This window comes from Streptomyces sp. NPDC033180 (assembly GCF_055577645.1).
This window is the reverse complement of sequence record NZ_JBVIPU010000005.1, coordinates 398,695-415,973: the sequence shown is the minus strand read 5'-3', so window position 1 is coordinate 415,973 and position 17,279 is coordinate 398,695. Positions and strand designations below refer to the sequence as shown.

The window sequence follows — 17,279 nt, the reverse complement described above, 5'->3', positions numbered from 1 at the left end:
TTCGGGCGGCTCAGCCGGGCAGGGATGGGAGAAGCGCTACGTCCTCGGGAGATCACCCCCGAGCGACAACCACTGGTCGCACGCGACACGCACAACCTGCCGGACAGGCCCTGCCGGATGGCAGAGACCCCCCTGTCCAAGACCGGCGACGGGGTGTCTCCGGCCTGCTCGGTGGGGACCCAGAAAGCCCGCTCCCGACTGGCTTTCGGGCTGCGGGTTATTGGACCGAGCGTCGCCGATCGTGGTGCATTCTCGGTCCTCGCACAAGGGGGTTCGTTACTGGCTAGTAACGGCGCGATAACCGAACCACGACCGCCCGGTATCGGTCGGCCACGGACGGTGCACCCATGGGCAGGAACAGACCGGGATGTTGAAGGGCACACCAGGACAGAAGGCCGGCCTGGGCTTACTCCAAGTAACAGTGGCCGCGTTTACCAAGTTTTGGTAAAGCGCGGCCACTGTGACGCCTGTGCGGCGAATTTTCACTCGGGCATCACAAGCCCCGGCGTTTAGCGACTGGTCAGCGAACAGACCGCAGGACGGGTCAGAAGAGCACCCGCGCGAGCTGCGTGCGCGCCGCGGTCACCCGCGGGTCGTCCGAGCCGACCACCTCGAGGAGTTCGAGCAGCCGCACGCGCGCGGCGTCGCGGTCCTCGCCCGCCGTGCGCCGGACCGCGTCGATGAGCCGCCCGAACGCGTCCTCCACATGACCGCCCACCAGATCCAGGTCGGCGGCGGCGATCTGCGCGGCCACGTCCGCGGGCCGGTCGGCGGCCTCCTTGCGGACCTGCTGCGGGTCAAGGCCCTGGACGCGCTGCAGCAGCTCGGCCTGGCCGAGGCCGAGCTTGGCCTCCGTGTTGCCCGGGTCGTCGTTCAGTACGTTGCGATACGCCTGGACAGCGCCGCCCAAGTCGCCCGCGTCCAGCGCCTGGACAGCGGCTTCGAGCAGGGCGTCGTAGGGCCCGGCCGGCTCCTCGGCCACGGGGGCTTCCTGCTCCCCGCCCTCGGCGGCGTCCGGGTCGACGGTGACACCCGTCAGGCCGAAGCGCTCCTCGCCGACCTGGATCAACTGGTCCAGGGTCTGGCGGATCTGCTCCACCGGGGCCGCGCCCTGGAAGAGCGGCAGGGCCTGTCCGGCCACCACCGCGAAGACCGCCGGGATCCCCTGGACCCCGAACTGCTGCATCAGCATCTGATTGGCGTCCACGTCGATCTTGGCGAGGACGAAACGGCCGTTGTACTCCCGCGCGAGGCCTTCGAGCAGCGGGCTCAGCTGCTTGCACGGCTCGCACCACTCGGCCCAGAAGTCGATGACGACGGGCACTTCGGTGGAGCGCTGCAGGACGTCGCGCTCAAAGCCGGCCTCGTCTACGTCAATGACAAGGCTCGACGGCGAGACGCCCGCTACAGCGCCCCCGCCCTGCCGGGCCGCTTCGGCGCGCGCCTGCTCCGCCTTCGCCTTGGCCTCCTGGGCCGCCTTCACGGCGGCGAGGTCGACGACTCCGCTCATGGACATGTTCCGTGGCTGCATGAGTACATCCTCCCCCAAGCCGTGCGGGAACCGCGCCCGTCCGAGGCCCCCCGCCGGATTGCGGGGCCGCGGACGGTCGCGGCGCCAAGGTCCCGAGGAGGACCGCTGGTTGTCGGTACGGGGTCCCCACCCCGTACCAGGGCCTGCCGCTGTGGTGTCGCTGTGCTTGTCACTGTGGTTGCCGCTCTCGCAGCGATCGAGGGTGGGCGCCGAGGAGGAATTGCCGTTCGTCCCGTCCACGCCTCTTTCGCTACGAGTCGTAGCGTAACTGTCGAGCGCCGACGTGTGGGCGGCGGGCCTGCGCGAACTACGGTGATCTGCCTCACTCGCCACCGATCCGGCCCGTTCCGTACTGGCCGGTATGGTCACGGGATGCAGAGCCGCATCCCCGCACCCGCCCGCACCGGCGGCCGCCCCCGCAACGCCGCGGCGGACACCGCGATCCTGGAGTCGACCCGGCAGGCCCTGGTCGAACTGGGCTGGTCCAAGCTGACCCTGGGCGACGTCGCCACGCGTGCGGGCGTGGCCAAGACAACCCTCTACCGGCGCTGGGCGGGCAAGAGCGAGCTGGTCGTGGACGCGGTGGCGGAGCTGTTCGACGAGCTGGAGCTGCCGGACCGCGGCAGCCTTGCGGCGGACATCGAGGGTGTGGTGCTCCAGTTCGCGGCGCTGCTCGGCCGTCCCGAGACGAAGACCGCGCTGATGGCGGTGGTGGCCGAGTCGACGTCGGACGAGCCGCTGCGGGAGCGGATCCGTACGTCGATCGTGGACCGCCAGAAGCGGCTGGTCCTCGCGGGGCGCAAGCGGGCGCAGGAGCGGGGTGAGCTCCCCGCGGAACCCGACCCCGCCGCGGCCGGCCGCACGGCGGACCTCATCTTCGACGTGATCGCGGGCGCGGTGGTCCACCGCGCCCTGGTCAGCGCGGAGCCGGTGGACGAGGACTGGGCCCGCCGCTTTACGTTGCTGTTGCTGGGAGGGTTGGCCACGGCAACTGGCCCCGGGGCCTTCACCAGCCCCTGACCGGCCGGCCGACGCCCTACCGGTGCCCTGCCGGTGCCCGGCCGGTGCCCTGCCGGTGGCGCTGGGCTGGGGCTGGGGTGGGGCTGGGGTGGGGTGGGGCTGCCCTGCGGCTGCGGCTGCGGCTGCGGCTGCCGCGAATCAAAGCCGCCGCTTCGCGGCGAATGCGCCCCTCCCACCCGCCCGTTCACCCCGCAGCACACCCGCGACGATCACGGCTTGGGTGGTGTAGCCCAGCTCAGGTGTCGACCGCGATCCGCCCCGCCCCACCGCTTCGCGGTTCACTGCCGGGCAATCGGGTGGGTGGGTGGGGAAAAACCGCCGCGAAGCGGCGACTTGAAACCCGCAGCGAAACGGCCAGCCAAAGACACCCAGCGCACGACCCGGGGCAATCGGGCGGGTGGGCGGGAAACATCCGCCGCGAAGCGGGCGGAAAGCAGTACACGCCCGGCGCACCCGAAGGGGCAGCCCGCGCAGCAGACGTAGGAGCGGAATTCGACCCCGAACCGGCTCAACCGGCAAGCGCCCGCCGCGAAGCGGGCCGAAAGCGGTAAACGACCCGCGACCGGCGCATCCGGAAGGCACCCGCCGCGAAGCGGCGGGCTCGGGCATCGCCCAGGCCGCCCCAGGCGACAACTCAGACCTGGTAGCGGTCCACCGCGAAGAGGTGGAGATTCTCCGCGACCCAGGCCGACGTCCGCTTCAGTCCCTCCGTCAAGGAGACCGACGGAGTCCAGCCCGCCCACTCCCTCGCCCGGGAGTTGTCCGAGAGCAGCCGCTGGACCTCGCTGCCCGAAGGGCGGAGGCGGGACGGGTCGACGACCACCTTCGCCTGGCGCCCGGACGCCTCGATCAACGCGTCCGCCAGGTCACCGATCGAGATTTCCCGGCCCACCCCGAGATTCACCGCGTGGCCCACGGCCGCGTCGCACCCCGCCAGCGCCATGAAGCCCCGCGCGGTGTCCGTCACGTACGTGAAGTCCCGCGTGGGGCTCAGCGAGCCCAGCTTGATCTCCCGTGCGCCGGAGTGCAGTTGGGCGAGGATCGTGGGGATCACGGCCCGAGCCGACTGCCGCGGGCCGTAGGTGTTGAAGGGGCGGACCACCGTCACCGGCAGCTCGAACGCGTGCCAGTGCGACAGCGCCATCATGTCGGCGCCGATCTTCGACGCGGAGTACGGGGACTGGGGCTGGAGGGGGTGGTCCTCGCTGATGGGGGCCGTCAGCGCCGTCCCGTACACCTCGCTCGTGGAGGTGTGGACGAGCCGCCGCACGTCGTGCCGCCGGCACGCCTCCGCCACGTTCTCCGTGCCGACGACGTTCGTCTGGACGTAGGCCCCCGGGGAGTCGTACGAGTACGGGATCCCGATCAGCGCGGCCAGGTGGAAGACGGTGTCGCAGCCCTCGACGGCGTCCATCACGCGCCCCGCGTCACGGACGTCGCCCGCGAGCATCTCGACCCGCGGGTCCCCGAGCAGATGCGCGAGGTGGCCCTTCTCCGCGTACGGCTTGTAGTGCACGAAGGCGCGGACCTTCGCGCCCTGTTCGAGGAGCAGGTCCACGAGCGTCGAGCCGATGAAGCCCTCCGCTCCGGTGACGAGGACCGTGCGGTCGGCCCAGCTGAAGGGGGTGTCCACGGTGACGTCGGTGCTGCTCATGCGTACTCCAGGTGCTGTGTGTGGTGGTGGGTGAGGTGGATGACCCGCTCGGCGAGGAGGTCGGCCGCCCGCGCGTGGGGGCCCGGATCGGCCGCCCCGCTCATCGCGGCGAGCCGCGCCGGATCGGCGAGCAGCGGTCCGACGAGCTCCTCGAGCCGCGCCGCCGTCGTCTCGCCGTCGGGCAGGAGCAGGCCCGCGCCCGCGTCGGAGAGGACCCGCGCGTTGTGCGTCTGGTGGTCGCCGGGTGCGTGCGGATAGGGGACGAGGACCGCGGGGACCCCGGTGGCGGCGAGTTCGGCGACGGTCGCCGAACCGGCGCGGCAGACGACCAGATCGGCGGCGGCGTACGCGAGGTCCATCCGGTCCAGGTAGGGAACGGCGCGGGCGATGCCCTCCACGCCCGCCGCTGTCAGGCGCCGCCGCGTCTCGTCGAGCGCGGCGGGGCCGGTCTTGATCAGGAGCTGTACGTCGGTGCGGTGCCGCCAGCGCGCCGCGAGCCCCACGGCCGCCTCGGTCAGCCTGGCGGCCCCGAGGCTGCCGCCGTTGAAGAGCAGCATGCGGGCCGTGTCCGGCACCCCGTACTCCCGGCGGGCCTCGGCCCGCAGCGCCCCCCGGTCGAGCGCGGCGAGCGGCGCCGCGATGGGCATCCCGGTGGTGTACGCGCGCTCGCCGCCCGGCAGATGCTCCCGGCTGCGGTCGAAGGCGACGGCGATGTTCGGGGTGAGGCGGGCCGCGAAGCGGTTGGCCCGGCCCGGCACCGCGTTGGACTCGTGGATCAGGCTGGGCAGTCCCGCCATCCGGGCGCCGACGATGACGGGGGCGCTGGGGTAGCCGCCCATCCCGACCGCGACCTGCGCCCCCTGCTCACGAAGGATCGCCCGGCACTGGGCGCCTGACTTCACCAGGGCGGCGGGCAGGAGGAACCGCTTGGCGCCGAGCGAGGGGTCGAACGGGATCATGTCGACGGTGTGGAGGCGGTACCCGGCGTCGGGTATCAGCCGGGTCTCCAGGCCCCGTTCCGTGCCGACGAAGGAGACGACCGCGCCCGGCACGGCACGGCGCAGGGCGTCGGCGAGGGCGAGCCCGGGATAGATGTGTCCACCGGTGCCGCCCGCGCCGATGACGACGGAGAGAGGGGCCCGGCCGCCCGCCGGGGCTCCTGACTCGGGGTATCGCATATCGGGTGTTCGCATGGCAATGGAGCATCACGAGCAGGTCTAAGAGGGTTTTAAGAGCCGCGTTTGGCACCGTGGGTCCATGAGCTTCACGAGCAGGCCGGGCGCACCCGTGACCAGCGGCGGCCCACCGGCGGCCAAGATCCTGGTCGTCGACGACGACCCCGAGGTCCGAGCGGCGGTGGAGGACGCCCTGACGATCGAGGGCCACTTGGTCCGTGGCGCCCCGGACGGGCAGCGTGCGCTCTCGGCGGTGGCGCGCTGGGAACCCGACCTGCTGGTCCTCGACGTGATGATGCCGGTCCTCGACGGCCTCGCCGTGTGTCGCCAACTGCGCGCCGCGGGCGACCGCACCCCCGTCCTGGTCCTCACCGCGCTCGGCTCGGTCAGCGAGCGCGTCGACGGCCTCGACGCGGGCGCCGACGACTACTTGGTGAAGCCCTTCGCCCTGGACGAGCTCGTCGCCCGCGTCCGCGCCCTGCTGCGCCGCGCCGCACCGGAGCAGCACTCCACCGCCGAGGGCGACGGCCTCGCGTACGGCGATCTTGTCCTGGACCCGTCGACCCGCACCGGCCGCCGCGGCCACCGCACGGTCGAGTTCAGCCGCACCGAGGCCGCCCTGCTCGAACTGCTCCTGCGCAACGCCGGGCAGGTGCTTCCGCGCGAGCTCATCCAGGAGTCGGTCTGGGGGCGCGACTTCGGGCCCGACTCCAACTCCCTCGCGGTGTACGTCGGTTATCTGCGCCGCAAGCTGGAGTCGGGCGGCGAGCCACGCCTGGTGCACACCGTGCACGGCGTCGGCTACCGGCTGGGCAGCCCGTGAGCGCCCGGCGCAGGCTCGGCGCCCGGTGGCGGCGCAGGCGTCCGCTGCGTACGCGGCTCGCGCTCGCCGCGGCTGCGGCCGTCGCGCTGGTCGCGGTCGGGGTGTGCGTGGCCGCGTTCCTCGTCATCCGCTACAAGCTCTACCAGCAGCTCGACCAGAACCTCGCCCAGTCGGCGACCCTCATCGCCCAGCAGCGGGACTACGACGCCGAGCCGGGCGTGGTCACGGACGAGTGCCGCTACCCCGGCACCCCCGCCTGCTCCCAGATCGTCCCCGCGGACGCCGCGAAGGACCCGTCGAAGCCGTATCTGCTCCCGGTCACCGAGTCCACCAGGGAGGTCGCGCGGGGCCGGGCGGCCCCGTACTACACGAGCCTGACGCTGTACGGGAAGCCGACCCGGATGTACACCACCAACTACGGCACAGGGAACGCCGTTCAGGTCGCCCTGCGCGCCGACATCGCCGAGCGGGGCGTGCGTCAGGCCGCGGGGCTGCTTTCCGCGGTGGGCGGCGCCGGAGTGCTCCTGTCGGGGCTCGGCGGCTACTGGGTCTCGCGCACGGGCCTCGCTCCGGTCGCCCGCCTCACCGCCACCGCGGAGCGCATCGCGGCGACCCGTGACGCCCGCCACCGCATCGAGCTGCCGCCGGGTCCGCCGGGCCGCGAGGACGAGGTGACCCGCCTGGCCGCCTCGTTCAACGCGATGCTGGCCGAGCTGGAGGAGTCGGTCACCGCGCGCCGCCGCCTGGTGGCGGACGCGTCGCACGAGCTGCGTACGCCGCTGACCGCGCTGCGGACGAACGCCGAACTCCTCGCCCGCGCGGACCGGTTGAGCGACGCGCAGCGCGAACGGGCGTCCGGTGCGCTGGCCCGCCAGCTCCGCGAAGTCACGGGCATGGTCAACGACCTGATCGAGCTGGCACGCGACGAGGAGCCGCAGCCCCTCCTCGAGGAGGTGCGGCTCGCTCCCCTGGTCACGCATGTCGTGGACGCGGCGCGCGGCCACTGGCCGCAGGTCCCCTTCACGCTCCAGGTGACGCCGGGCGCCGACGGGACGAGCATCCCCGGTGTCCCCGCACGCCTCTCGCGCCTGGTCACCAACCTGCTGGACAACGCGGCCAAGTTCAGCCCGCCCGGCACCCCCGTGGAGGTCTCCCTGACCTCCACCGCCCTGACGGTCCGCGATCACGGCCCCGGCATCGCGGAGGAGGATCTGCCGTACGTCTTCGACCGCTTCTACCGCGCGGAGAAGGCCCGCGCCCTGCCGGGTTCGGGCCTCGGTCTCGCGATGGCCCGCCAGATCGCCCACGCGCACGGAGCGGAGCTCTCGGCGGAGGGGGCGCCCGGCGGGGGCGCGCTGTTCAGGCTGACGCTGCCCGGCTGATGGTCCGCGGGTGGCTAGTTGTTCTTCCAGGCGCAGCTGCCCAGCGTGGCCTTGTCCTTGGCGAGGAGCCGGTCGGCCTCGTCGGCGGGCAGTACGCGCGTGTGCTTCCCCTTGCAGACGACCGTGCGGTCGCCGTGGCCCGCCAGGTCGACCAGGATCTGGTCCCAGTGGCGGTACTGCACGTCGTGTCCGGAGTCCGCGTACGTACGCACGGTCGCCTTGCCCGGCAGCTCGTCCTGCCAGGTCTTGAGGGTGGCCGGCGGCACGGTCGTGTCCTTCTTGCCGCCGTAGAGGTAGACGGGGGCGTCGAGCTTCTTCAGGTCCGGGCCCGGCCGCCCGCAGTACAGCTTCTGCTCGTGCACCTGCGGCGCGGGGTCCGCCTGCTGGCCGCGCTGGTTGTAGGTGCGGGCGCCTTCCTCGTACGCCGTGTCGGCGAAGCCCGGTATCGACTTGACGGGGCTGTCGTCGGGGAACGCCCACCACTTGCGCGGGTCCTTGATGGAGTCCTTCACCGTGGCGGCGAGCTCGTCGTCGGACATCGAGCAGTACGCGGGCTTCGTGCCATAGGGCGGCAGGGCCGCCGCGAGGTGCAGGGCGGAGATCCGCTCGGGGGCACGCCCGGCGAGCTCCGCCGCGTAGGGGCCACCGCCGGAGATCGCGATCACGCTCACGTCGTCCACGCCGAGCTTGTCGAGGACTTCGAGGGTGTCCTTGGCGAAGTCGGCCTTGCCGAGCTTCTCGTCGTACTCCGTGTCACCGAAGCCGTTGCGCTCGACGGATATGAGGCGCAGGCCCAGGTCCTCGCGGGTCGTGCGGAAGAAGTCCGTCATGTGCGCCGCGCGGGCGCTCGTGCCGGTGCCGCCGATGAACAGGACGGGCTTGCCCTTCTTGTTCCCGGTGTCGGAGTAGTGAGCCGTCCGGCCGTTCGAGAGCTTCGCCGCGTGCACGTCGGGGCCCAGCGAGTCGAAGGTGTCCTGGACCTTCGGCTCGGCCGGCGGGCTCGCGCTCACCTCGCCGGAGCCGTACACCGTCAGCGCCCCGAGAAGGGTGAGCGTCGCGGCTCCGATGGCGATCACGGCGGTGCGGGTGGGGCCGGGCAGGCTCACGGGTGACACAGGCTGACTCCAGGGGCAGGACGGACTGACGCGAGCGCGCGCCTACCCAGCTACTTGCATCTGACACCCACGAGTTTCGACGGGGCCCCGAAGGGGGCCCTTCAGGGGAGCGGGGTACTGCGCGACCAGCCACAACGGTCGGCAGATCCCCACACACCCAGAGAACCGGAACTAGAACCCCGGCGGCTCGGTGTAGATCCCCCACTCGTCCCGCAGCGCGTCACAGATCTCCCCGAGGGTCGCCTCGGCTCGGGCTGCCTCCAGCATGGGCGGGATCATGTTCGCCCCGCCCCGGGCAGCGGCCAGCATCGCGTCGAGCGAGGCCCGGACCCGCGCATCGTCCCGCGCCGAGCGGCGAGCGCCAAGGACCTTGACCTGCTCCCGCTCCACCTCGTGGGAGACCCGCAGGATCTCCAGGTCACCGGTGACGGACCCGTGGTGGACATTGACGCCCACGACGCGCTTGTCGCCCTTCTCCAGGGACTGCTGGTACTGGAACGCCGACTCGGCGATCTCCCCGGTGAACCAGCCGTCCTCGATGCCGCGCAGGATCCCGGAGGTGATGGGCCCGATGGGGTGCTGCCCGTCCGGGTGCGCCCTGCGCCCCCGCTCCTTGATCTGCTCGAAGATCTTCTCGGCGTCGGCCTCGATGCGGTCGGTGAGCTGCTCGACGTACCAGGAGCCGCCGAGCGGGTCCGCCACATTGGCGACGCCCGTCTCCTCCATGAGCACCTGCTGTGTGCGCAGCGCGATCTCGGCGGCCTGCTCGCTCGGCAGCGCGAGGGTCTCGTCGAGGGCGTTCGTGTGCAGGGAGTTCGTACCGCCGAGGACCGCGGAGAGGGCCTCGACAGCGGTGCGTACGACGTTGTTGTAGGGCTGCTGGGCGGTGAGGGAGACGCCCGCGGTCTGCGTGTGGAAGCGCAGCCACTGGGCCTTGTCGGTCTGCGCGCCGTACACGTCCCGCATCCAGCGGGCCCAGATGCGGCGGGCGGCACGGAACTTGGCGATCTCCTCGAAGAAGTCCAGGTGCGCGTCGAAGAAGAAGCTCAGTCCGGGTGCGAAGACGTCCACGTCCATGCCGCGGCTCAGCCCCAGCTCGACGTATCCGAAGCCGTCCGCGAGGGTGTACGCGAGCTCCTGCGCGGCCGTCGCCCCGGCCTCGCGGATGTGATAGCCGGAGACCGAAAGGGGCTTGTACGCGGGGATGTCGCGCGCGCAGTGCTCCATCAGGTCGCCGATGAGGCGCAGGTGCGGCTCGGGTTGGAAGAGCCACTCCTTCTGCGCGATGTACTCCTTGAAGATGTCCGTCTGGAGCGTGCCGTTCAGGACGGCCGGGTCGATGCCCTGCCGTTCGGCGGCGACCAGATACATGCAGAAGACGGGGACGGCGGGCCCGGAGATCGTCATCGATGTCGTGACGTCACCGAGCGGGATGTCCTTGAACAGGACCTCCATGTCGGCGGCCGAGTCGATGGCGACCCCGCAGTGTCCGACCTCGCCGAGGGACTGGGGCTCGTCGGAGTCCCGGCCCATCAGGGTCGGCATGTCGAAGGCGACGGAGAGGCCGCCGCCGCCGTTGGCCAGGATCATCTTGTAGCGCTCGTTCGTCTGCTCGGCGTTGCCGAATCCTGCGAACTGGCGGATGGTCCAGGTCCGGCCGCGGTAGCCGGTGGGGTGCAGTCCGCGTGTGAAGGGGTATTCGCCGGGCCATCCGATCCGCTCGAAACCCTCGTACGTGTCCCCGGGCCGTGGGCCGTAGACCGGCTCGACCGGGTCGCCGGAGAGCGTGGTGAAATCCGCGTCGCGCTTCTTCGCGGTGTCGTACCGGGCCTGCCAGCGACGGCGGCCTTCCTCGATGGCGTCAGCGTCCATACCCTCGAATTTACTTGGACGTCCTAGTAAATGTCGAGGCGCTGCGGCATCAACCGCTCCGCAGCGGGGCCACGGGCAGGTCCGTGGCGGCTGTCGGGGGCGGCGTTACGCCTTCGCGGTGGCCGGGGAGCCGTCGACGATCAGTGGCTCGACCTCGCGCACGACCTTGCGCTCGACGAAGAACGCGGCCGTCGGGATGGTGCCGGAGACGAGCACCCACAGGAGCTTGCCGAACGGCCACTTCGCCTTGGAGCCCAGGTCGAAGGCGAAGATCAGGTAGATGATGTAGAGGATGCCGTGGACCTGGGAGACGACGAGGGTCAGGCCCTCGCCTGTGTCGAAGCCGTACTTCGCCACCATGCAGGCACACAGGATGAGGAGCATGACAGCCGTGACGTAGGCCATCACCCGATAGCGGGTCAGCACGCTGGATTTCATGGATACGAGCGTAACCGCCCGGAAAACCCCCGCGGACGCGGGGAGCACCCGTCATGCCGCTCGTGCTGTGCACCTGCATGGGGACCATCCCCGCATACGCGGGGCGCACGCGTGCTGACCCACAGGGATCGTAAGCACGGCCCTCAGCCTCTGTCCTCGAAGTCCTCCGCCGCCACCCGCAAGGGCCGCAGCATCGCGAAGATCTCCCCGCACTCCTCGGCGTCGTACACCCCGAGCCCGAAGTCCATCGCCATCAGCTCCCGGGTGGCCGCCTCGACGACCTCGCGGCCCTTCTCCGTGATGGAGGCGAGGGTGCCGCGCCCGTCGTTCGGATTGGGGCGCTTGTCGACGAGACCGGACTTCACGAGACGGTCGACCGTGTTGGTGACGGACGTGGGGTGGACCATGAGCCGCTCGCCGATCTTGGACATCGGCAACTCGCCCGCCTGCGAGAACGTGAGGAGGACCAGCGCCTCGTACCGCGCGAAGGTCAGTCCGTACGGCTTGACGACCGCGTCGACCTCACCGAGCAGGATCTGGTGCGCCCGCATGATCGAGGTGATCGCGCCCATGGCCGGAACGGATCCCCAGCGCTGCTTCCAGAGCTCGTCGGCGCGGGCGATGGGATCGAAGGGAAGGCTGAGCGGCTTCGGCACGCCAAAGACCTTACCCGCCGGTCACATGGCGGTCAGCCCCGTCTCGCGATTCGGTCGCCTGTTCCCGCAGGTTGACGGGTTCGCCGTCGGCCGTACGGTGCGTGGCGCGGACCTCGGCGGCAAGCGCGAGGCAGCAGACCGTGCCGAGCACGCCGGACGCCGTGACGACGGTGCTCACCGCGAAGAACTCCGCGGCGAACCCGGCGAGCGCCATTCCGACCCCCTGGATCGTCATGAGCCCCGCCGTGTGCACGGTCATGGCCCGCCCGCGCAGTTCCTCGGGCACGGCGTCGACGAACCACCGATCGACGCCCAGCGTGTACGCGGACCCGGCTCCGGCGAGCACGAGGGCGAGCATCGCCCACAGGAGCCCCGGCGTGAGGGCGTACACCGTGAGCGGCAGGAGCGTGATCGAAGCGAGGGGCAGGGCGATGCGGGCCCGCCAGATCCGACGGGGCCGCCCGGTGTCGTAACCAAGGGTGATTGGACCGTTATGTAACGATTGCCCGGTCACCGTCGCCCAAGGGGGCTGGATGTACCGGCTGCTCCGCACGTTCACCGCACTCACGGCCCTCACGGCCCTCGGGCTCACGGCAGGGTGCTCCTCCGAATCCGGCACGAAGAGCAAGGAGCGGACGGCCACCGAGGCCGGCCCCTCCGCGCGGGCCACCCAGCAGGCCGCGCGAAGCGCCTTCTGGGTCGACCCGGAGAGCGCCGCCGCCCGGCAGGTCAGGCAGTGGGAGCAGGAGGGCCGCACCCAGGACGCCGACGCGCTCAAGCGGATCTCCGAGCAGCCCATGGCCGTGTGGCCCGCGGGCGACGACCCGGTCCCCGACATCAAGGCGGCCGTCGACGGCGCCGCGCAGGGCGACCGCACCGCCGTGCTCGTCGCGTACAACATCCCGCACCGCGACTGCGGCCAGCACTCCGCGGGCGGCGCGCACAGCTCGGACTTCTACCGGCAGTGGATCGACAAGTTCGCCGGCACCATCGGCGACCGACCGGCCGTCGTCATCCTGGAGCCCGACGCGATCCCGCACATCGTGGACGGCTGCACTCCCGCCGAGTACCACGCCGACCGCTATCAACTGCTCTCCGAAGCCATCCAGCGGCTCAAGCAGCAGCCCCAGGTGAAGGTCTACCTGGACGCGGGCAACCCCAGCTGGATCACCCAGGCGGGCAAGCTCGCCGAGCCGCTCCAGCAGGCGGGGATCGCGCAGGCGGACGGCTTCTCGCTGAACGTGTCGAACTTCCAGAGCGACGAGACCATCAAGTCGTACGGCCGCAGCCTGTCGGGGCTCGTCGGCGGCAAGCACTTCGTGATGGACACCAGCCGCAACGGCAAGGGCCCGCTCGCCGGTGACCGTGAGGACGCCTGGTGCAATCCGCCGGGACGGGGTCTTGGCACCCCGCCCACGGACAAGACCGGTGACGCACTGCTCGACGCGGTCCTGTGGATCAAACGGCCCGGCGACTCGGACGGACCGTGCCGGGGCGGCCCGGCGGCGGGCCAGTGGTGGCCCGACTACGCGCTCGGTCTCGCGCGCAACGCGAAGGCCGCCTGACCGCGGCCACCCGACACGGCGGGCGCGGTTACTTCTGGCTCACGTGGATCCACTTCGCCTCCGACGACGTCCCGTTGTGGTCCGTCACGAACAGCATGTACCAGCCCGGCGGCACCAGCGCGGTGTCGCCCTTGGGCACCTGCACCGTCACCTCGCCCTTGCCCTTGGTGAGGCCGAGGGCGATCGACCGCTGCTCGACGTCCGTCGTGTGCGTCACCGCGCTGGGGCGCATCAGACGGGCCGAGGCGATCTTCTCGGGATTCTCCGTACGGAACGTGGCGCGGTGGTCCGCCGCCAGCTCCTCCGGGCCCTCGCCGAGGACCGGACGGTTGTTGCCCGCCTTGTGCAGCGTGGGCGGCGTGAAGACCTCCATGCGCTGCTCGAAGTGGCCGAGCTTGGTGTTCTCCTGGTTGTCGAAGAGCGGGTCGGAGCCGAAGGTGACGACCCGCCCGTCGGGCAGGAGCAGCGCCTCGGAGTGGTAGTTGCGGCCCACCTTGGGGGACGCCGCCTCGTGGAAGCTGTTCGTCTTGGGGTCGTAGAACTGCGCCTTGAGGATGTTGCTGCCGCCGCGCCCCCGGTAGTCCTTCGATCCGTTGGACGTGAACACCGAGTCGTCCGGCAGGATCACGCTGTTCAAGTAGCGGGTGCCCTGCGGAAGTTCGGGGCCGGTCCTGAAGGCGGGGTTCTTCTCCTTGAGGTCCACCACGGCCGTGCGCCGGGTCGCCTTCTCGGACTCGCCGACGCCTCCGCCGCCCAGGATCATCACCTTCTGGTCCTGCGCCGGGGGCAGCAGGAGGGACGCGGACGTCTCGGTCTGGTCCATGTCGACGAGGCCGGGGATCTTCTCGAACTTGTTCGTCTCCACGTCCCACAGGCCCGGCTCACGGCCCTTGTCGGCAGGTCCGTAGCCCGCGTTCGACGCCGGGTAGAAGAGCTTGCCGCCCTTGGTGAGGAAGAGCGCCGGGTAGGTCGGGAAGTAGCGCTTGGGGCCGTCGGTCCACTTCTTCGTCTTCGGGTCGTAGATCTCGTTGTCGCCCGGGTCGATCATGCCCACGTCGTCGAGACCGGAGACCGCGAGCACCTTCCCGTCGTCGAGACCGACGAGCGTGGGATACCAGCGGGCCTTGTCCATCGGCTCCACGGGGATGTACTTCTCGGCCTTCGGGTCGAACTCGTACGCCGCCTTGATCCCCTGGAAGTCCTGCTTGTCCATGGTGATCTTCTCGGCGATCCCGTACGCGTTGTCCGCCGCCTTGCCGGTGAGGCCCTCGATCTCGTACTGCGCGGACTTATCCGTGACGAACCCGTCGCCCTCCTGGGCGGCTTCCACGAAGACGCGCGCCTCGCTCGCCTTGACCGTCGTCTTCCAGGGCTGCATCACACCGGTCTTGGAGTACCTGATCTCGTAGTCCCGCTCGGCCTTGGGGACCTTGACGTCGAACTTGCTCACGTACTCGATGCCCGACGGCGAGCGGAAACGGGTGCCCTTCTTGAGGACGATGGCCTTGTCGGGGTTCTCGTTCTTGACGCGCATGCCGCCGCCGGCCCGGTTGATCTCGCCGTCGAGGAGTTCGTATCGCGCCGTGCCGCCCGCCACCAGGAGGCGGCCGTCGGGGAGTTGGGCGTGGCCCGCGCAGAAGAAGTCCTCCGGAGTCCTGACCTTCTTGAACGTGTCCGTCTTCGGGTCCCACAGGATCGTGTCGAAGGAGCCCTTGTCGAACTTCTTCTGCTCGTTCCCGGAGCCCGCGACGATCAGGACCTTGCCGGTGTGCAGGAGCGCGGCGTGGATGGCGTTGGTGCGGAACTCCTCGGGGATGCCGATCTGCTTCCAGGAGCCGTACTTGGCCTTGTATCCGGGCTGGGCGATCTTGTACTCGTGGTACCTCTCCTCGGCGAAGGAGAGTGCCGCCGGTGCGTTGAGCCCGACGAGCAGCGCGCCCGCCCCGACTCCGAGGAGTGTCTTCTTCGTCCGCTGAGAGGGCCGGTAAGCCATGGGTCAGTTCCCTCCTGTCGTCGTACCGGTGGCGAACGCCGGCTCCGGCTCGCCGTCCGCGCCCTGGGTGCCGAGGCCTTCCGCGTCTTTCCTGGCGCGCTGGCGAATCCGCTCGCGGGCCTTTTCGCGCACCGCACCCGCCCTGCGCTCCCTGACCAGCGAGAAGCTCCAGATGGCGACCGGGGCGAGCGCGATGACCAGTGCCAGGACGGCCCAGGTGCGCATCGCCGCGTGGGTGTGGCCGAGCACGAACGAGGCGGCCAGGGAACTGGCGAGCACCGCCGCCCAGCAGAGGTGGATCCGGAAGGTGAGCACCCGGTCGGGGCTCGCGTCGCCGCCCTTGGGCGTGACCACGAAGCGGCTCGGACGGCGCACGACGGCGGCGCCGAGCGACTTGGCGTAGATGGGCGCGGAGAGCGCGGACATCGCCATGCCGGCGAGGCCACCGGAGCCCGCTGGTTCGTGCGGGGAGACGTTGTGCCTGCGGTTCCAGAGGTAGAGGCCCACCTGGAGCGCCGCCGCGTCACTGTAGAGCATCAGCCAGACGGAGGCGGCGACCTGCGTACCGGAAGCGCCGAACCAGAGGAAGAGGATGCAACTCAGCACGCCCAGCACCCAGTTGACGGCCGTCATGGGGTAGTAGACGAGCATCATCGTGTACGAGAAGAGGCGGCCGGGCGGCATCGTGAACGGCGCCTTCCAGTACTGCTTGAACAGCGTCTCGTACGTCCCGCGCGACCAGCGCATCTGCTGCGTGAAGAAGTCCGTCCAGGAGGCGGGCCCCTCACCGACGGCGAGCACGTCCGGGGTGTAGACCGACCGCCAGTGGCGCCTGGTGACGGGGTTCTTGTGGCGGTGCAGTTCGAAGCCCGTCGCCATGTCCTCGGTGATGGAGTCGTACAGGCCGCCGACCTGGCGGAGCGCCTGGATACGTACGACGTTGTTGGTGCCGACGAACATGGGCGCGCGGTAGCGGTTGCCGGCGCGCTGGATCAGGGCGTGGAAGAGGAACTGCTGGGATTCGGCGGCCTTGGTGACGGGTGAGTCGTAGTTTCCGTAGACCTGGGGCCCGACGACGAACGCGACGTCATCGTCCCGGAAGTACCCCATCATCCGCTCGAGGAAGTTCGGAAGCGGAACGTGATCGGTGTCCACGGAGGCGAAGAAGTCGTAGTCGCCGCCGTGCATCGCGAGCCAGGCGTTGTAGTTGCCGTGCTTGGTGCGGGCCTTGTGGACACCCTTCTCGCGGTTCCACTCGGGCACTCCGTTGCGGGTGAAGTGACGTACGTCCAGTTCCTCGCACAGCGCCTTGGCGTCCACGTCGTCGCCCTCGTCCAGGAGCCAGACGTCGAGGGGGCCTGTGTGGTGTACGGCCTTCGCGCCCTCGAGGGTGGCGCGGACCATGCTGAGGGGTTCCTTGCCCGGAACGTACGTCGTGAGGAACGCGACGCGGGTGCCGGGTTCGGGGGTGACCGGGATCGGGTCCCTCGCCACCATCGTCGCGTGGGCGATGGATATGACATTGACGAGCATGAAGAGCTCGATCAGGCCGATGGCCACGAGCATCGTGACGTCGAGGCCGATGAGCCAGCGGTCTGCGCCCTCGCGTTCCGTCCAGTGGGTCGGCCACACGAGGTACACGAGGAGGAGGCCGGTGAGGACGGGGGCGAGCGTCATCAGGATGACGGCTCGTATTCGGTGGGGCTCACCGGAGAGAAGCTTGTTGTACTGCACCCGATAGTGCCCCCCGTCGCCGCTGCCGCCGTCCGGCTCGGTGAGCGGTCCGGCGAGTGTGCTGTGGGTGTCGTAGTCGTAGCCCTCCGGCCGCACAGCGCCCTCCAGGTCGTGGGGTGATCTGGGTCTGGCAGGTTCAGGTGCGAACGAGCCGATACCCACACAAAAGTGGAGTTTCCTCGGCGTGTCGAACGGGGTGCGTCCGTGCGAGGGGTTTTATGCTGCCCGGTTCGGCTGCGGTTGCGGGACAAGCGCCGGGGTGCGGGGTGATCGGATGCGGGGAAACGGGCGGGCGTACGGGAAAAGTCTGTACGTCAGCGC

General features: G+C 70.5%; 13 protein-coding genes and 1 pseudogene. 4 read left to right on the top strand and 10 right to left on the bottom strand.

All coding sequences use genetic code 11. From position 1 onward, the window contains the following. Window positions 1-544: 544 nt before the first annotated feature. On the bottom strand, window positions 545-1,531 hold the full coding sequence (locus ACZ5WE_RS18465; protein WP_467689164.1) for a tetratricopeptide repeat protein: 987 nt from the start codon (window positions 1,529-1,531) through the stop codon (window positions 545-547). A gap of 372 nt (window positions 1,532-1,903) precedes the next feature. On the opposite strand from ACZ5WE_RS18465, the gene ACZ5WE_RS18460 reads away from it, so the two are divergent. Continuing rightward, window positions 1,904-2,551, top strand: coding sequence for a TetR/AcrR family transcriptional regulator (locus ACZ5WE_RS18460; protein ID WP_467689162.1), 648 nt, complete (start codon window positions 1,904-1,906; stop codon window positions 2,549-2,551). Between the two features lie 634 nt (window positions 2,552-3,185). Here the strand turns inward: ACZ5WE_RS18460 and ACZ5WE_RS18455 are convergent. Further along, a complete protein-coding gene (locus ACZ5WE_RS18455; RefSeq protein ID WP_467689160.1) occupies window positions 3,186-4,205 on the bottom strand; it encodes an SDR family NAD(P)-dependent oxidoreductase in 1,020 nt (339 codons plus the stop codon). Next, complete coding sequence (locus tag ACZ5WE_RS18450; RefSeq protein WP_467689226.1) at window positions 4,202-5,383, bottom strand: UDP-N-acetylglucosamine--N-acetylmuramyl-(pentapeptide) pyrophosphoryl-undecaprenol N-acetylglucosamine transferase; 1,182 nt, start codon at window positions 5,381-5,383, stop codon at window positions 4,202-4,204. Before ACZ5WE_RS18450 ends, ACZ5WE_RS18455 begins: the two co-directional genes overlap by 4 nt. Before the next feature lie 79 nt (window positions 5,384-5,462). On the opposite strand from ACZ5WE_RS18450, the gene ACZ5WE_RS18445 reads away from it, so the two are divergent. Both ACZ5WE_RS18445 and ACZ5WE_RS18440 read left to right on the top strand, forming a co-directional pair. Further along, the gene (locus tag ACZ5WE_RS18445) at window positions 5,463-6,203 is read left to right on the top strand and encodes a response regulator transcription factor (RefSeq protein ID WP_467689159.1); all 741 of its coding nucleotides are present in this window, start codon (window positions 5,463-5,465) and stop codon (window positions 6,201-6,203) included. Next, the gene (locus ACZ5WE_RS18440; protein ID WP_467689157.1) at window positions 6,200-7,585 is read left to right on the top strand and encodes a sensor histidine kinase; all 1,386 of its coding nucleotides are present in this window, start codon (window positions 6,200-6,202) and stop codon (window positions 7,583-7,585) included. The genes ACZ5WE_RS18445 and ACZ5WE_RS18440 overlap by 4 nt, the downstream gene beginning before the upstream one ends. Window positions 7,586-7,599: 14 nt before the next feature. Here ACZ5WE_RS18440 and ACZ5WE_RS18435 read toward each other — a convergent pair whose 3' ends face one another. The 5 genes and pseudogenes from ACZ5WE_RS18435 to ACZ5WE_RS18415 form a co-directional block, all read right to left on the bottom strand. Then, complete coding sequence (locus tag ACZ5WE_RS18435) at window positions 7,600-8,700, bottom strand: alpha/beta fold hydrolase (RefSeq protein ID WP_467689155.1); 1,101 nt, start codon at window positions 8,698-8,700, stop codon at window positions 7,600-7,602. Window positions 8,701-8,871: 171 nt separating this feature from the next. Then, entirely contained in the window at window positions 8,872-10,572 is a 1,701-nt protein-coding gene (locus tag ACZ5WE_RS18430) for an acyl-CoA mutase large subunit family protein (protein WP_467689153.1), read from the bottom strand. Window positions 10,573-10,677: 105 nt separating this feature from the next. Further along, window positions 10,678-11,010, bottom strand: coding sequence for a DUF3817 domain-containing protein (locus tag ACZ5WE_RS18425; RefSeq protein WP_467689151.1), 333 nt, complete (start codon window positions 11,008-11,010; stop codon window positions 10,678-10,680). Between the two features lie 143 nt (window positions 11,011-11,153). Continuing rightward, the gene (locus tag ACZ5WE_RS18420; RefSeq protein ID WP_467689149.1) at window positions 11,154-11,666 is read right to left on the bottom strand and encodes a MarR family winged helix-turn-helix transcriptional regulator; all 513 of its coding nucleotides are present in this window, start codon (window positions 11,664-11,666) and stop codon (window positions 11,154-11,156) included. 10 nt (window positions 11,667-11,676) lie between these two features. Next, window positions 11,677-12,108: pseudogene (locus tag ACZ5WE_RS18415) on the bottom strand (MFS transporter); the annotation flags it as partial. 91 nt (window positions 12,109-12,199) lie between these two features. Here ACZ5WE_RS18415 and ACZ5WE_RS18410 point away from each other — a divergent pair. Continuing rightward, a complete protein-coding gene (locus ACZ5WE_RS18410) occupies window positions 12,200-13,231 on the top strand; it encodes a glycoside hydrolase family 6 protein (RefSeq protein WP_467689147.1) in 1,032 nt (343 codons plus the stop codon). 28 nt (window positions 13,232-13,259) lie between these two features. Here ACZ5WE_RS18410 and glxA read toward each other — a convergent pair whose 3' ends face one another. Together glxA and ACZ5WE_RS18400 are read right to left on the bottom strand one after the other, a co-directional pair. Next, the gene (gene glxA / locus ACZ5WE_RS18405) at window positions 13,260-15,224 is read right to left on the bottom strand and encodes a radical copper oxidase GlxA (protein ID WP_467689145.1); all 1,965 of its coding nucleotides are present in this window, start codon (window positions 15,222-15,224) and stop codon (window positions 13,260-13,262) included. Window positions 15,225-15,227: 3 nt separating this feature from the next. Continuing rightward, window positions 15,228-17,054, bottom strand: a complete 1,827-nt coding sequence (locus tag ACZ5WE_RS18400) for a glycosyltransferase family 2 protein (RefSeq protein WP_467689144.1) — start codon at window positions 17,052-17,054, stop codon at window positions 15,228-15,230. Window positions 17,055-17,279: the final 225 nt, after the last annotated feature.

Coding starts and splice junctions, on each gene's coding strand:
- ACZ5WE_RS18465 (WP_467689164.1), bottom strand. CDS start 1,531: ATGCAGCCACGGAACATGTCCATGAGCGGAGTCGTCGACCTCGCCGCC.
- ACZ5WE_RS18460 (WP_467689162.1), top strand. CDS start 1,904: ATGCAGAGCCGCATCCCCGCACCCGCCCGCACCGGCGGCCGCCCCCGC.
- ACZ5WE_RS18455 (WP_467689160.1), bottom strand. CDS start 4,205: ATGAGCAGCACCGACGTCACCGTGGACACCCCCTTCAGCTGGGCCGAC.
- ACZ5WE_RS18450 (WP_467689226.1), bottom strand. CDS start 5,383: ATGCGATACCCCGAGTCAGGAGCCCCGGCGGGCGGCCGGGCCCCTCTC.
- ACZ5WE_RS18445 (WP_467689159.1), top strand. CDS start 5,463: ATGAGCTTCACGAGCAGGCCGGGCGCACCCGTGACCAGCGGCGGCCCA.
- ACZ5WE_RS18430 (WP_467689153.1), bottom strand. CDS start 10,572: ATGGACGCTGACGCCATCGAGGAAGGCCGCCGTCGCTGGCAGGCCCGG.
- ACZ5WE_RS18425 (WP_467689151.1), bottom strand. CDS start 11,010: ATGAAATCCAGCGTGCTGACCCGCTATCGGGTGATGGCCTACGTCACG.
- ACZ5WE_RS18410 (WP_467689147.1), top strand. CDS start 12,200: ATGTACCGGCTGCTCCGCACGTTCACCGCACTCACGGCCCTCACGGCC.
- glxA (WP_467689145.1), bottom strand. CDS start 15,224: ATGGCTTACCGGCCCTCTCAGCGGACGAAGAAGACACTCCTCGGAGTC.